This is a genomic window from Polaromonas sp. P1_F8, from assembly GCF_056405635.1.
Genome location: NZ_JBFUBS010000001.1, coordinates 1,535,945 through 1,549,885, shown reverse-complemented (window position 1 = coordinate 1,549,885; position 13,941 = coordinate 1,535,945). Strand labels below are relative to the sequence as shown.

Sequence of the window (13,941 nt, the reverse complement as noted above, 5' to 3'; positions counted from 1 at the left end):
CATACCGGCACCAAAGGTGTCGGCGCTGTTTTCTTCAACTGTCGGTGGCGTTGGGTGTGCCTTTTCCTGCGATACCGGTTGTGGCTGCCAGCAGTTTTTTCTCCAGTTCGGCACGCTCCGCAATCTCCCGTTCCAGCAGGTCGTTGACGTGCGCCAGCTCTTCCGCGGAGCTCTGGATTTTGTCTTCGAGTTCCGCGGTTTTTACCAGCGCCATCGCAACGTCGCCTGTTTTGACCGCGGGTGGAATTTCTTTTTCGAGGACCTTGTTGATTAGCAGCAGTTCTTGTGCGGATCTTTCCACTGTGTCCTGCACGGCATCGTTTTTTTCGAGCGCTCGCGCCAGTTGTGGCTTCTCGGGCGAGGTGTTCTGGGGTTTTTGCATGGATGCTTTCGTGGCGGGTGACGTGGCGGGTAATGGCCGGGGGAACATGGAGACGGCGTCCCGCAGTGGACGCGCGATAGTCCCCCTCATCATGCACGCGAAATCCGTTGACCGGGTGGACTTTACGGGAGGATTACCTGTGTTTGGCGGCGAATGAAATATACGTCGCCTGGAGAAACCGGCGATGTGGAAAACCTGCCCATACAACGCACACAAAAAAGAAGTGGGCCGCAAGCGGCCCACCTTTGCTTCTGCTCCATCCGGTGAATTCATCAAACCCCGGCGGAGCGAGTGGCAACTGGTTATTGCGGCGGTGAGGCGACGGGCGCCGGGATCACCACAATGTCTGTCGAGGTCTGCGGCTGCACGCGAACGTTGGTGGCGCCCGGGGGCACTACAACGGTTTCTACCTGGCGCACGACACCGCCGCCGGCGACGCTGCCATCAGCCTTGCCGTAGCCCACGATACGGGCCTGGCAGGCGACCTGGTCTTCGCCCTTGAAGACATCGCAGCGCTTCAATGCATTGGCGGCAAACTGGCCATTGGCGTTGTCGACCTTGCCGGCGCGTTTGGCGGCGTTGGCGTTCTTGACTTCAGTGATACAGGTGGCCCGGTCTTGCTGGGTCTTGCCGTTGTTACAGGCGGCCATTTCGCTCCTGGCGTCACCCGTGGCGTCGATCCCGGTAGTGCCGGACGCAATCTGGGCAGCAGCGCCCAGGGAAAGCAGGGCGGCTGCGCCGAAACAGGCAGCAGTGCGCGCAAGGCGGAAATTCAGGGATGAGGTCATGGTCAAACTCCTTGTTCGAAACTCGATGGATATCGATAAATGGAGTCTGGGCCGCTGCCTGAAACGGCCATGAAAGGAAAAGGTCCGGGTAAGCCGTGCCCTAAGCCCATTCGCCTGTAGGACAGGTCTTTCAGCGGTTTTTGACGGGCCGGGGCTTGCGCGGGTAACGGCTAACTAAAGACTACAAAACCCGTAGAGCTGCGGAGGACGCGTAACGAATTTTCCGGAAATGTTTTTTTGTACAGCCTGCGTGAGCAGCTGCAGGACTACATCGACCAGATGCGCGGCGTGGACGGCGCCAGCTGCCAGAGCTGTGTGCGCCAGGCTTGCCAGACCTGCTTGAGCAAGGCCATGGCAGGCTCAACCACCGGCGACAGCACACGGACGACGACGACCTGCCCGTCGGGGCTGGTCGCACCGGCGTATGCGGCAAGCGGGTGGGCCTGCATCACCTCACGTGCGCAGTCCAGCGCCAGCTGGCGGCGATGGCGCTCGAGCTTGCTGCCCGCCACAAAAAAAAGTGACGCGAGGCAGCGGTTGCCGGCCATGCCGAGCGGGCTGTTCATCAGCAAGGTGTCCGTGGCGTCCATGCGTGCGCGCTCGAGCCAGACGCCGGGCATTTCGATGTGCTGGCGAAAGCTGCCGCTCTCGAACGGCAGGCTGGCGGCGGGCAGGCCCAGGGCGGTGACGTCCCAGCCGATCAGTTCGGCACCGGGCGCCAGCGTCATGGTCAGGTGGTTTTCGGCAAGGCAGCCGTTGTAGCAAATAGCCTCCAGCGGCAGCCATTCCATGCGGGCGCCGGCCTGCAGGTCAAGGCGGGTGCGCTGCAGGGCGGGCTCGCCGGCGGAGCGGTAAAAGCGCGTGGCGCCGGGCGTGGTGATGAGGCCGTGTGTGCCGGGTGCTGCGCTGAAGGCCAGGTCCAGCGTGTCGCCGCCGACCAGGCCGCCGGGCGGGTGCACGATGACGTTGTGGCAAATCGCGTCGCCTTCGGGGTAAAGGCTTTGCAGGATGCGCAGGGGGCCGCTATGGCGAAAGTGGGCAAGGGTCTTGCCGGCCTGGTGGGTGTAGTCGAGAGCGAGGGTCGCGTTCCAGGTCATGGGGCAAGTTTACCGCGGGCAGGGTGCCTGGCTTTGCTATTAATTCAGGAGCTGCTTGCGCCCGTCCTGATTGGGCTACAGCCTCTTTTTGACTGAAATTCAGGGTCCTGCGTATTCACTGCTGGCTTGCCGGGCTGCGAAAAGCGGTGCGGCTCATCCGCGCCGCTCTCCGTTTTGCCCGGCAACCCTGACACGCTAGTGCGCGACTGTCTCTTTGGCTTCTTTCACGCGCGCGGCCAGGTGGTCCAGCGCCTCTTGCACCTGGTCGACCAGGATCAGGCAGAGGTCACCAGGTGACAGGCGTGAAAGCGCGGTGTCGATGGCCAGGAACTCACCACGGATCTCGTCGATTTTCTTGGTACGTTGCGCCTTGTGGGCGCCTTCCAGGCCCTGGCGCAGCAGACCCATGACTTCACCGTCGGCGCGGCCGCGCTGGGCGGCGTCCTGGTAGAGGATGACGTCGTCGAACGCGCTGCCCAGGATGATGGTCTGGTCGCGGATGTCGCTGTCGCGGCGGTCGCCGGCGCCGCTGATCACCACACTGCGGCGCTGGCCTGGCGTGGCCGGCATGGCGTCAACAGCCGCCACCAGGGCGCGCATGGCGTCGGGGTTGTGGCCGTAGTCGGCGATCACCGTGGCGCCCTTGTAGTCCATCACGTTGAAACGGCCGGGCGCGTTGTGCGCGTCGTTTACGAAGCTGGAAAGCCCGCGCTTGATGGTGTCCCAGTTGATGCCGGCACCCCAGGCGGCAGCGACGGCGGCCATGACGTTTTCGACCTGGAAGCTGATGGTGCCGCCGCGTGTGACGGGAACGCCCTGCAGCGCGATGCGTTCGACCCAGGCGCCTTCGGCGGCCACCAGTGTGGCGCCGTCGACATACACGGTGCGCTTGCCTTGTGCGCGGTGCGTGGCCATGAGCGGGTGGTGCCGGTCGGCGGCGAAAAAGATCACCTTGCCGGGGCAGGTGACCGCCATGTCGGCGACGATGGGGTCGGCGGCATTGAGCACCGCGTAGCCGGTGGTCGAGACATTCTGCACGATCACGCGCTTGAGCACGGCCAGGTCTTCCACCGTGGTGATGTAGTTGAGCCCAAGGTGGTCGCCGCTGCCGATGTTGGTGACAACGGCGACTTCGCAGCGGTCAAAGCCCAGGCCTTCGCGCAGCACGCCGCCGCGGGCGATTTCGAACACGGCCGCATCGACGTCAGGGTGCATCAACACGTTGCGCGCGCTCTTGGGGCCGCTGCAATCGCCGCTGTCGGTTTGCCGGCCGTTGATGTAGACGCCGTCGGTATTCGTCATGCCGGTGCGCAGGCCGTCGGCGGCCAGCAGGTGGGCAATCAGGCGGGTCGTGGTGGTCTTGCCGTTGGTGCCCGTGACGGCAATCACCGGCACGCGGCCGTTGTCACCGGGGGCAAACAACTCGTCGATCATGGCGACGCCCACGGCGCGGCCCTTGCCGTACGAGGGCGACAGATGCATGCGCAGGCCCGGCGCGGCATTGACTTCCACGACGCCGCCGTTTTGTGTCTCCAGCGGGCGCAGCATGCTTTCGCACACCACGTCGACGCCGCAGATGTGCAGGCCGACCATTTGCGCCGCAGCCACGGCGCGCGCGGCCACAGCCGGGTGTACGTCATCGGTCACGTCGGTGGCGGTGCCGCCGGTGCTCAGGTTGGCGTTATTGCGCAGGATGACACGCCGGCCCTTGGCGGGAATGGATTCGGGCGTGAGCTCCTGTGCTTCCAGGCGGGCCACCGCGATGTCGTCGAAGCGGATTTTGGTGAGCGAGGTGGAATGGCCTTCGCCGCGCTTGGGGTCCTGGTTGACGATGTCGACCAGCTCACGCACGGTGTGCAGGCCGTCGCCCACGACCTGTGGCGGCTCACGGCGCGAGGCGGCCACCAGCTTGTTGCCCACCACCAGCAGGCGGAAGTCGCTGCCGGGCAGGAATTTTTCGACCATCACTTCGCCATATTCGGCGGCTGTCCTGTAGGCGGTGTCGAGGTGTTCGCGCGTGCTGATGTTGACGGTGACGCCCTTGCCCTGGTTGCCGTCCAGCGGTTTCACGACTGCCGGCAAACCCACTTCCTGGGCCGCGACCCAGGCATCGTCCGTATCGGTGACCGGGCGGCCGAGCGGCACGGGCACGCCGGCCGCGCGCAGCAGTTTTTTGGTGAGGTCTTTGTCCTGCGCGATGGATTCGGCCACGGCGCTGGTGGCGTCGATTTCCGCGGCCTGGATGCGCCGCTGTTTGGAGCCCCAGCCGAATTGCACCATGCTGCCTTTGGTCAGGCGCCGGTAGGGAATGCCGCGTACCACGGCCGCATCGACGATGGCGCCGGTGCTGGGACCGAGGCGTTCGTCTTCGTCGAGTTCGCGCAGTTGGGCAATCGCGGCGTCCAGGTCAAATGCGGTATCGCGCAGGGCGGCGTGGATCAATGCTTGCGCCAGCTCAAACGCCAGCCGGCCGACGGTTTCTTCGCTGTACTCGACCACGACCTGGTAGGTGCCCGCTTCAACAGTAGAGGCGGTGTGGCTGAAAGTGAGGGGGCAACCGGCAGCCGTCTGCAGCGCCAGCGCGGCGGCTTCAAGCACATGGGCCAGTGAGACGGGGCCTGCGTGGCCGGTCTGCCGGAAGGCGCCCATCTCGGGGAACAGCGAGCGCACGCGCGGCTCAAAGCCTGGCAGACCCGTGATATTGCACTCCACCGCAGTGCAGGCAACGATGGCTTCGAGCGCCGTGTGGCGGCTCCAGAGGTTGGGCCCGCGCAGGGCCCGGATACGGGACACTTCCATTACTCGGCACTCCCGGCGGTTTTAGGGGTGGTTTCAAAGGCTTCCATGCCGGCGCCTATCAAATTGAGGGGGATGCCCAGCGCCCAGGCGGCGCCCACGGCGGCCAGCAGTCCACCCTCGGACAACCCGCGGCGTTCGCGCCAGGCGGCAAGCTTGCCGAGGCCCGGCAAAAAAGCCTCGCTGGCACCGGTGGCCAGCACGACCTGGTCTTGGCGCAGGTAGAGCGCACGGCCGCCTTTGGCGCAATGCGCCGCAATGGCCTCGGCCTTGGGGTCGGTGCTGTAGAAAATGACTTCGCCGTCGCAGAGCTCCTGCATTTCGGCGATGCGGGGATCTGCGGCATTGAGCACGGCGGCACCGCCGGGCAGCACCACATCGACCTGCGAGCGCATGACCTTGTACATCTGGTCGGCTTCGGTGATGTCGAATTCGGCCAGGCCTTCGGCGCCGCCCAGGTCGGTAACAACACCCACCTGGCATTTGTCATAGGGCAGTCCGGTGCGCAAGATGGTGTCGGCGCCGTTTTCAAACACCGCCGCCTGCACGGCGCGGTTGATCAGCAGGCGTTGGCCGGCTTCCCAGTTGGCGCAGTTGGATGCGTCCACACAGCGTTGGTCCAGGAACAACCCACCCTGGCAGGCCAGGCCGGTGTGCCGGCCCGACAGGTGCAGCAGCCAGGCCACCAGACGCGCCACGCGCTGGTTGTCGCTGGAGCCGGCAATGCCGACGATGGGAATGCGGCCGTCAGGGCTGTCGGAGTCGGTGGCAGGGAAAAGGTGGTCGCAGATGGCACGGCCCACCGGGCGCGGCGCGCCTTCGGCCGGCTTGAGGTGCATGAGGAGGCCTGGGCCGGCGTTCACTTCAACGATGGCGCCGCCTTGCTCGTGCAGCGGGCGCGAGATGTCTTGCGCCACCACATCGACCCCGGCGATGTCCAGGCCCACCACGCGGGCGGCCAGCGACACGATGTGATCAACGTCAGGGTGAACCTGGTCGGTGCAGTCGATGGCCACATTGCCGTTGCGCTGGATCAGCACCTCGCGGCCAACGGCGGGTATGGCTTCGGGGCTCAGGCCCTGGCGCTGCAGATCAAGAATGATGGCGCCGTCGCTGGCCGTGTTGATGCGGCCCAGCGGGAAGTCTTCACCGATGCCGCGGCGCGGGTCGGTGTTGAGCTGTGCGTCCACCAGCTGCGATACGGTCGAGGTGCCGTCGCCGATGACCCAGGCCGCCTCGCCGCGCGCGGCGGCGACCACACGGCCGCCGACCACCAGCAGGCGGTGTTCGTTGCCGCGCACGAAGCGCTCGACCATGACTTCGCTGCCATGGCGCGCCGCAACTTCAAACGCGCCTTCGACTTCGGCCTGTGTTTTGAGGTCCAGCGACACGCCACGGCCATGGTTGCCGTCGGACGGCTTGACGACCACCGGCAGGCCGATGTCTTCGGCCGCTTCCCAGGCTTCTTCCGCTGTGGCGACGATCTGGCCTTCAGGCACCGGCACGCCGCAGGTGGCCAGCAGGCTTTTGGTGAGGTCCTTGTCGTGGGCGATGCCTTCGGCGATCGCGCTGGTGAGGTCGGTTTCGGCCGTCCAGATGCGGCGCTGGCTGGCGCCGTAACCCAGTTGCACCAGGTTGCCGTCGTTCAGCCGGATATGGGGAATGCGGCGGTCGGTGGCCGCGGCCACGATGGAGGCCGTGCTGGGGCCGAGGTAGCAGTCGTCCACCTTGGTCCGGATTTTCTCGACGGCGGACTGCACGCCGGCCTGGCCGTAGTCTGTGCCGTTGATGGCGGCCATCAGCAGGCGGTGGCCTTCGGCCAGCGCGGTGCGGGCCACCTGCTCGTCGCGGGCACGGAACACCATGCGGTAAACGCCGCGCTGGGAGGTGCTGCGCGTCTGGCCGAAGCCGGTCGGCATGTCGGAAAGGTTCAGCAGCTCGATGACCACATGCTCCAGCACATGGCCGGACCAGGTGCCTTCCAGCAGGCGCTGGATGAAGCCGCCGCGCTCGCCCACGCCGCAGTGGTGTTCGACGAGCGCCGGCAACAGGGCGACCAGGCGGTCATTGAAGCCAGGCAGCAGGTTGGAGGGAAAGTCTTCGAGGCTGCCGAGGTCCAGCCAGACTTCCAGCACGGGCCGATAGGTCCAGATGTTGGGGCCGCGCAGGTAATTGATGCGCAGCAGCTTGATGTCGTCCTGTGGGCTCATTTTTCGCAAAATTGTCGGCAGGGTTAGGCCTTGGCACCCCGGGGAGCAAGGCTCGGCCCTGGCCGATGGATTTCAGTGTGAGGCCGGTCAAGGTCTCGGTGGGTCCCTGTGTCTCGTTATGTTGTTGTTTTTGTCGCGGCGATGGCCGCCAGGGGTCGATTTTGATGGTTCCGTCATTTTCAGGGGGTTGATATGGTCAAACCGGTCGCTTCAGGCCGCATTCGGCGAAAATCCCTGTTTCGGGCCTATTCGCACAACTACGAAGAACCTGCGAATACCCTGCCGCGCCAGATGCGGGACGCCAAGATTTTCCACAACACAATGCAACACAACCACCCGGCAGACGACTCCAGCCCTACCGACCCTGTTCTGGCAGGGCTTCGCTCACAACTTGCAACCCAAGAGAACGTTTTGTGCACGCTGGTGGTTGACCTGGATAACCAACTTCATTTCGCCCGGGGCCTGCTGGCCCTGACGGACCGCCGGCTGCTGGCCTGCAACCCTGAAGGCGTATGGGCCAGCTGGCCCACGACGAACGCCGACGGCACCGTATTGCAGGGGCTTTCACTGCGCCATTTCGACCATGCCGGCGTGGGCACGCTGGAGCTGCATGAAGCGGGCCGGCGGCTGGCCAGCTGGCGGTTTACCCTGGGTGCCAATGTGCAGGCCCTGCGCCTGGTGCGCCTGTTTGCCCAGCAGCAGGCCCCGGCGGCGGGCGATGCCGCGGCACTGGCCGAGGACACGGCCCTGTGCCCCGAGTGCGACCTGCCGCTGCCGCCCGACAGCGAGGAATGCCCGGCCTGCGCGCGCGAGCTGCACACGCCGCCTTCCACCTGGGTGCTGCTGCGCCTGTGGCGGTTTGCCGATCCGTACCGCTACCAGCTACTGGCCGGTTTTTTGCTGACTTTGGCCTCCACCGCCGCCACGCTGGTGCCGCCTTACCTCACGATTCCGTTGATGGACGACATCCTGATACCGTTCCAGAACGGCCAGAAGATTGAGCCCTGGAAGGTGGGATTGCTGCTGGGTGGCCTGCTGGGCGCGGCCGTGCTGGGCTGGGCGCTGAACTGGGCGCGTACCTATTTGCTGGCACTGGTGTCCGAGCGCATAGGCGCTGACCTGCGCACCGCCACCTTCGACCACTTGCTGGAGCTCTCGCTGGACTACTTTGGCGGCAAGCGCACCGGCGACCTGATGTCCCGCATCGGCTCGGAAACCGACCGCATCTGCGTATTTTTGTCGCTGCATGCGCTGGATTTCGCGACCGATGTGCTCATGATCGTGATGACCGCGGTGATCCTCATTTCCATCAACCCCTGGCTGGCCGTGGTGACCCTGCTGCCGCTGCCGTTTATCGGCTGGATGATCCATGTGGTGCGCGACAAGCTGCGCACCGGTTTTGAAAAAATCGACCGTGTCTGGTCGGACGTGACCAATGTGCTGGCCGATACGATTCCGGGCATTCGCGTGGTCAAGGCCTTTGCCCAGGAAAAGCGCGAAGCCCAGCGGTTTCGCGAAGTCAACCAGCACAATCTGGCGGTCAACGACAAGCTCAACAAGACCTGGTCGCTGTTCACGCCCACCGTCTCATTGCTCACAGAAGTCGGCCTGCTGGTGGTGTGGGCTTTCGGCATCTGGCTGGTGTCGCGCCAGCAGATCACCGTGGGCGTGCTGACGGCTTTCATCGCCTACATCGGCCGCTTTTACGGCCGGCTTGATTCGATGAGCCGCATCGTTTCCGTCACGCAAAAGGCGGCAGCCGGCGCCAAGCGCATCTTCGACATCCTTGATCACGTTTCCAACGTGCCCGAAACGGCCAGCCCGGTGAAGATTGGCGCGCTCGAAGGCCGCATCGACATGAAGAACCTCGGGTTCCGTTACGGCAACCGCTCGGTGATCCGCGGGCTCGATCTGCAGATCCGCCCCGGCGAAATGATCGGCCTGGTGGGCCACAGCGGTTCGGGAAAAAGCACGCTGGTCAACCTGATCTGCCGGTTTTACGACGTGAGCGACGGCTCCATCAGCGTGGACGGCACCGACATCCGCCGTTTCGGTGTGGCCGACTACCGCCGCAACATCGGCCTGGTGCTGCAGGAGCCGTTTCTTTTCTTCGGCACGATTGCCGAAAACATTGCCTACGGCAAGCCGGGCGCCACGCGCGCTGAAATCGTCGCGGCCGCGCGTGCCGCCCATGCGCATGAATTCATTTTGCGGCTGGCGCAGGGCTATGACTCGCTGGTGGGTGAGCGCGGCCAGGGGCTGTCGGGCGGTGAGCGCCAGCGCATCTCGATTGCGCGGGCCTTGCTGATCAACCCGCGCATCCTGATCCTCGACGAAGCGACCTCGTCGGTGGACACCGAAACGGAAAAAGAAATCCAGCGTGCCCTCGACAACCTGGTGCAGGGCCGCACCACGATTGCCATTGCCCACCGCCTTTCAACACTGCGCAAGGCCGACCGCCTGGTGGTGATGGACCGCGGCCAGGTGGTGGAAGTGGGGCCGCACGACGAATTGATGGCGAAGCAGGGTGCTTACTGGCGGCTGTACGAAGCCCAGGCGCGGCAGGTCGACAGTGAAGAGGGCGGCGAGGAAGCAGCGCAAAGCCTTATCGCAGTGGCCACTTCGCAGCTGGCCCACACCGTGCAGCACACCGGCAACCGATAAGCCAAGGACTGCACATGACCAACTCCTCTTCCCAGTTCTCTTCCTCTTTGTCCTCGTTGTCCTTTTCCCTGGAACGCACTGCGTCGGGCCGGCTGGTGTTCGTCGATGCCGGTGGCCAGCAGCATGTTGGCGTGGTGCCGGTACGGGCCTTTCCCCTGGCTGCACCCGATGAAGGCATTTCACTGGTCAACACCGAAGGGCACGAGGTGGCCTGGGTGGAAGACCTGCAGGCCTTGCCGGCGCAAGCGCGTACCCTGCTCGAGGAAGAGCTGGCCCTGCGCGATTTCGCCCCTGAAATCACACGGCTCAAAAGCGTTTCGACCTTTGCCACCCCCAGCGTGTGGACGGTAGAGACCGACCGGGGTGAGACGTCTTTCGTGCTCAAGGGTGAGGAAGACATTCGCCGCCTGGGGCGCACGGGTTTGCTGATTGCCGGCAGCCAGGGGGTGCAGTACAGCGTGCGGGATATGACGGCGCTGGACCGGGGTTCGCGCCGGTTGTTGGAGCGGTTTCTTTAGGCCGGGTCTTGCTCCGGTCTATGCGCCTTTTTCTGAGAGCTGCAGGCCGGGGGTTGCCCGGCATGCAACTCACTTTCTTTTGCTTCGCCAAAAGAAAGTAAGCAAAGAAAAGGCGACCCTGGTTCCTGCGTCCCTGCGCTTCGCTACGGGCAACCTGCGGTGCTCGGTCCAGCCGGGGTCAAAAACAACTCGCTTCGCTCAAACAAGTTTTTGCCCTGATCCGTCTGGCCCTGTGCTCCTCGGCGCATCCACAAGGGGGTGGGGAAGGAATGCCGAACAGCCAATAACCGAATCCAAAACCCGAATACCTGAAGAAACAAGGACACGCCATGGCGTGTCCTTGTTGGTATTGGAGTTGGTATTTGTCTTCGGTCCCCGCTCCCGATTGCCCCTTCTGTCTGCGCCGAGGAGCGCAGGTTCAGGCGGATCAGGGATCGCGATTGTCTGAGCGAAGCGAGTTCGAGCGAGACCCCGCCTGGACCGAGCACCGCAGGTTGCCCGTAGCGCAGCGAAGGGACGCAGACAGCAGGGTCGCCTTTTCTTTTGCTTACTTTTCTTTTGGCGACCCAAAAGAAAAGTGAGTTGCCGCCGGGCAACCCCCGGCCAGCAAACCCCAGCAAAAAGCGCAACGCCGGAGCAAGACCGGCTTAATACCTCAGTCCCCTTGCGACCCCCGATGCGCCCACCCCGTAGTGTGCTTCTCCACATAACTGAAGAGCTCATACATCGCCATAGCCATCGCCCCAATCACCACCAGCCCGGCAAAAGCCAACGCCAGCCGTTGTTGCGACCCGGCACTTTGCATGAGGTAGCCAATGCCTGAATCACCCGCAGTCATTTCAGCCAGTACCGTGCCGACAAAAGCCAGCGTGATGGCGACCTTGAGCGAGGCAAAGAAGAAGGGCATGGAGCGCGGCAGGCCGACCTTGACCAGCACGTCCCAGCGTTTGGCACCCAGCACGCGCAGCACGTCTTCCAGCTCTGGCTCCAGCGTGGCCAGGCCTGTGGCCATGTTCACGGTGATGGGGAAAAACGAAATCAAAAAAGCCGTGAGGATGCCGGGGCCCACGCCGATGCCGAACCAGACAATCAGGATGGGAACAATCGCGGCCTTGGGCACCGCGTTGAAAGCCACCAGCAGCGGATAGACCGCGGCATAGGCCAGCCGTGACGAGCCCACCAGAAAGCCCAGCAATACGCCGACCACGATGGACAGGCCGAAACCCACCATCGTGACCCAGAATGTTTTCCAGGCGGCCTCGGCAATCGGGCCGGCAAATTCAGCCATGGCCTGGGCAATGGTGAATGGCGCGGGAAAGATGAACTCCGGCACCGAAAATCCGGCGCACACCGCCTGCCACAGCCCCACCACGGCCGCCAACAACACCCAAGGCGCCCAGCGTTCCAGCTGTTTGTTGCTCATGTTCATACGGTGGCTCCACCGCGCACCGCGCCGATGTGGCCGCGCAGCTCATGCACGATGTCGCTGAACTCGCGGGTGTAGGTCACTTCGAGGTCACGCGGGCGCGGCAGTTCAATTTCGCGCCGCACGACAAAGCGGCCGGGGCTTTTGCTCATCACGTACACCGTGTCGGCCAGGAACACCGATTCGCGCAGGTCATGCGTGACCAGGATCACGTTGAAGCGCTGCTCGGTCCAGAGGTCGCGCAGGATGCACCAGAGCTCTTCGCGCGTGAAGGCGTCGAGCGCGCCGAAGGGCTCGTCGAGGAGCAGCATTTTGGGCTCGTGGATCAGCGCGCGGCAGATGCTGGCGCGCTGCTGCATGCCCCCAGACAGCTGCCAGGGGAATTTGTCTTCATAGCCTGCCAGGCCCACCTTCTGCAGCAGCTTGCGCGCCCGTTCTTCAAACTCCTTGCGCCTTGCCTTGAACTGGCTGCGATAAGGCTCGACGATTTCAAGCGGCAGCAACACGTTGCCGACGGTGGTGCGCCAGGGCAGTAGCGATGGCGCCTGGAAGGCCATACCGGAAATCTTCAGGGGCCCCGTCACGGGCCGTCCGTCAATCAGGATGCTCCCGGCCGACGGCATCTTCAGCCCGGTGGCCAGCTTCATGAAGGTGGACTTGCCGCAACCCGACGGCCCGACGATGGCGATGAACTCGCCCTGCCGCACCTGCAGGTCTATGGCCTCAACGGAGAATTGCTTGCGCGCGAGCAGCTCGTCGTTGTAGGCGAGCCAGACGTCGCGGAAGTCAACAAAAGGGCTGTCAGCGGCGGCGAATGGCATGTTTTGGATATGAAAATGGCTTCTGGCCCAATTAGGACGGGCGCAAGCAGCTATTAAAAGTGTAGCAATTCAGGCCGGCAAAGTATCGGGAATGGCGCATGAAGCCGGGTTCATTTCTTCGGCAACACATTGAGTTCCGCTGTGGTGGGCAGGAAGCTGCCGTTCCACACCAGATCAGGATTCACGCGGGTTTTGGTGCCGAAGGCATCCGACACCTGCGAGGCCATCAGCGTCAGGCGCGGCGCCAAGACCCGCCCGAAGCCTTCGGCGCGTGCGTCGGGGCTGTTGATGACGGTGTCGATGGCCAGGCGCAGGCGGCGTACTTCCAGCGGGACATTGATGATGCCGTCGCGCGCCTTCACGAATTCGATGGCGGCGGCCGGGTCGGCCACCACGTCTTTCACGCCCTTGGTGAAGGCTTGCAGGAACGCCTTGACGGCGGCCGGGTTTTCCTTGATGAGTTTGGGCGAGGCAATCACCACGTTGCCGTAGTGCTTCACGCCGAAGTCGGCATAGGGCAGCACCACCACGTCTTCAGCCTTGACACCGCGCGCTTCCAGGTTGAGCAGCGAGGTAAAGGTAAAGCCGGTGATGGCGTCCACATCGCCGCGGGCCAGCATGGTTTCGCGCAGCGGCGGGTCCATGGCTGTCCACTGAAAGCCGGTGATGTTGTTGGCCTTGGCAAAAATCGGAAAGGCGCGGCGGCCTGCGTCAAACACCGGCGCGCCCATTTTTTTGCCGTTCAGGTCGGCCGGGGTCTTGATGCCCGATTTTTTGAGCGCCATGACCGAGGCCGGCGTGTTGTTGTAGACCATCATCACCGCGACGGGCTTGTTGGGCGCGTCGGGGTTGTTGGCGTGAAATTCCATCACCGAGGCCAGGTCGGCAAAACCCATGTCATAGGTGCCCGAAGCCACACGGGTCACCGCCCCGCCTGAGCCGTTGCCGGCGTCTACCGTCACGTCGAGCTTGTTGGCCTTGAAATAGCCTTTGGCCACCGGTGTGAGGAAGAGGGCCGCCGGGCCTTCGAAGCGCCAGTCGAGCTGGAACTTGATCGGCGTGTTTTGCGCATGGGCGTTCAGGGCTGCAAGGGCGATCACCGCCCCGGTCATCCTGGCGACAAGGCTGGGAAGGGCAGATGCGGCAGGTGCACGATTTTTCATGGCGGGATTTTCTTGAAGGGGTTGCAAAAGGGGAGACCGGCAGGCCAGCACATCAGCATAAGAACGCGGTGGCCGT

10 protein-coding genes are annotated in these 13,941 nt (G+C 63.9%); 2 read left to right on the top strand and 8 right to left on the bottom strand.

Annotation, left to right across the window (positions count from 1 at the left end; all coding sequences use genetic code 11):
* Positions 1–34: 34 nt before the first annotated feature.
* The 5 genes from AC1D1J_RS07325 to AC1D1J_RS07305 all read right to left on the bottom strand — a co-directional run bounded on the left by AC1D1J_RS07325 (position 35) and on the right by AC1D1J_RS07305 (position 7,273).
* Positions 35–382: a hypothetical protein gene (locus AC1D1J_RS07325; protein WP_477694282.1), complete on the bottom strand. Its 348-nt coding sequence runs from the start codon at positions 380–382 to the stop codon at positions 35–37.
* Positions 383–684: 302 nt separating this feature from the next.
* The gene (locus tag AC1D1J_RS07320) at positions 685–1,170 is read right to left on the bottom strand and encodes a hypothetical protein (protein ID WP_477688402.1); all 486 of its coding nucleotides are present in this window, start codon (positions 1,168–1,170) and stop codon (positions 685–687) included.
* Between the two features lie 266 nt (positions 1,171–1,436).
* Positions 1,437–2,267: an urease accessory protein UreD gene (locus AC1D1J_RS07315; RefSeq protein WP_477694281.1), complete on the bottom strand. Its 831-nt coding sequence runs from the start codon at positions 2,265–2,267 to the stop codon at positions 1,437–1,439.
* Positions 2,268–2,462: 195 nt separating this feature from the next.
* A complete protein-coding gene (gene cphA / locus AC1D1J_RS07310; RefSeq protein ID WP_477694280.1) occupies positions 2,463–5,066 on the bottom strand; it encodes a cyanophycin synthetase in 2,604 nt (867 codons plus the stop codon).
* Positions 5,066–7,273, bottom strand: coding sequence for a cyanophycin synthetase (locus AC1D1J_RS07305; protein WP_477694279.1), 2,208 nt, complete (start codon positions 7,271–7,273; stop codon positions 5,066–5,068). The genes cphA and AC1D1J_RS07305 overlap by 1 nt, the downstream gene beginning before the upstream one ends.
* 321 nt (positions 7,274–7,594) lie before the next feature.
* On the opposite strand from AC1D1J_RS07305, the gene AC1D1J_RS07300 reads away from it, so the two are divergent.
* Positions 7,595–9,937: a cyanophycin metabolism-associated ABC transporter gene (locus tag AC1D1J_RS07300; RefSeq protein WP_477694484.1), complete on the top strand. Its 2,343-nt coding sequence runs from the start codon at positions 7,595–7,597 to the stop codon at positions 9,935–9,937.
* 14 nt (positions 9,938–9,951) lie between these two features.
* Positions 9,952–10,455 carry a cyanophycin metabolism-associated DUF1854 family protein gene (locus tag AC1D1J_RS07295; protein ID WP_477694278.1) on the top strand — a complete coding sequence of 168 codons (504 nt, stop codon included), beginning with the start codon at positions 9,952–9,954 and terminating at the stop codon, positions 10,453–10,455.
* Between the two features lie 655 nt (positions 10,456–11,110).
* Here AC1D1J_RS07295 and AC1D1J_RS07290 read toward each other — a convergent pair.
* The 3 genes from AC1D1J_RS07290 to AC1D1J_RS07280 form a co-directional block, all read right to left on the bottom strand.
* Positions 11,111–11,878, bottom strand: coding sequence for an ABC transporter permease (locus tag AC1D1J_RS07290; protein WP_477694277.1), 768 nt, complete (start codon positions 11,876–11,878; stop codon positions 11,111–11,113).
* 2 nt (positions 11,879–11,880) lie between these two features.
* Positions 11,881–12,702 (bottom strand): ABC transporter ATP-binding protein, encoded by an 822-nt coding sequence (locus AC1D1J_RS07285; RefSeq protein WP_477694276.1) that lies wholly within the window; start codon positions 12,700–12,702, stop codon positions 11,881–11,883.
* Positions 12,703–12,812: 110 nt separating this feature from the next.
* A complete protein-coding gene (locus tag AC1D1J_RS07280) occupies positions 12,813–13,814 on the bottom strand; it encodes an ABC transporter substrate-binding protein (protein ID WP_477694483.1) in 1,002 nt (333 codons plus the stop codon).
* Positions 13,815–13,941: the final 127 nt, after the last annotated feature.

Coding starts and splice junctions, on each gene's coding strand:
- AC1D1J_RS07315 (WP_477694281.1), bottom strand. CDS start 2,267: ATGACCTGGAACGCGACCCTCGCTCTCGACTACACCCACCAGGCCGGC.
- cphA (WP_477694280.1), bottom strand. CDS start 5,066: ATGGAAGTGTCCCGTATCCGGGCCCTGCGCGGGCCCAACCTCTGGAGC.
- AC1D1J_RS07285 (WP_477694276.1), bottom strand. CDS start 12,702: ATGCCATTCGCCGCCGCTGACAGCCCTTTTGTTGACTTCCGCGACGTC.
- AC1D1J_RS07295 (WP_477694278.1), top strand. CDS start 9,952: ATGACCAACTCCTCTTCCCAGTTCTCTTCCTCTTTGTCCTCGTTGTCC.
- AC1D1J_RS07325 (WP_477694282.1), bottom strand. CDS start 382: ATGCAAAAACCCCAGAACACCTCGCCCGAGAAGCCACAACTGGCGCGA.
- AC1D1J_RS07300 (WP_477694484.1), top strand. CDS start 7,595: ATGCAACACAACCACCCGGCAGACGACTCCAGCCCTACCGACCCTGTT.
- AC1D1J_RS07320 (WP_477688402.1), bottom strand. CDS start 1,170: ATGACCTCATCCCTGAATTTCCGCCTTGCGCGCACTGCTGCCTGTTTC.
- AC1D1J_RS07290 (WP_477694277.1), bottom strand. CDS start 11,878: ATGAGCAACAAACAGCTGGAACGCTGGGCGCCTTGGGTGTTGTTGGCG.
- AC1D1J_RS07305 (WP_477694279.1), bottom strand. CDS start 7,273: ATGAGCCCACAGGACGACATCAAGCTGCTGCGCATCAATTACCTGCGC.
- AC1D1J_RS07280 (WP_477694483.1), bottom strand. CDS start 13,814: ATGACCGGGGCGGTGATCGCCCTTGCAGCCCTGAACGCCCATGCGCAA.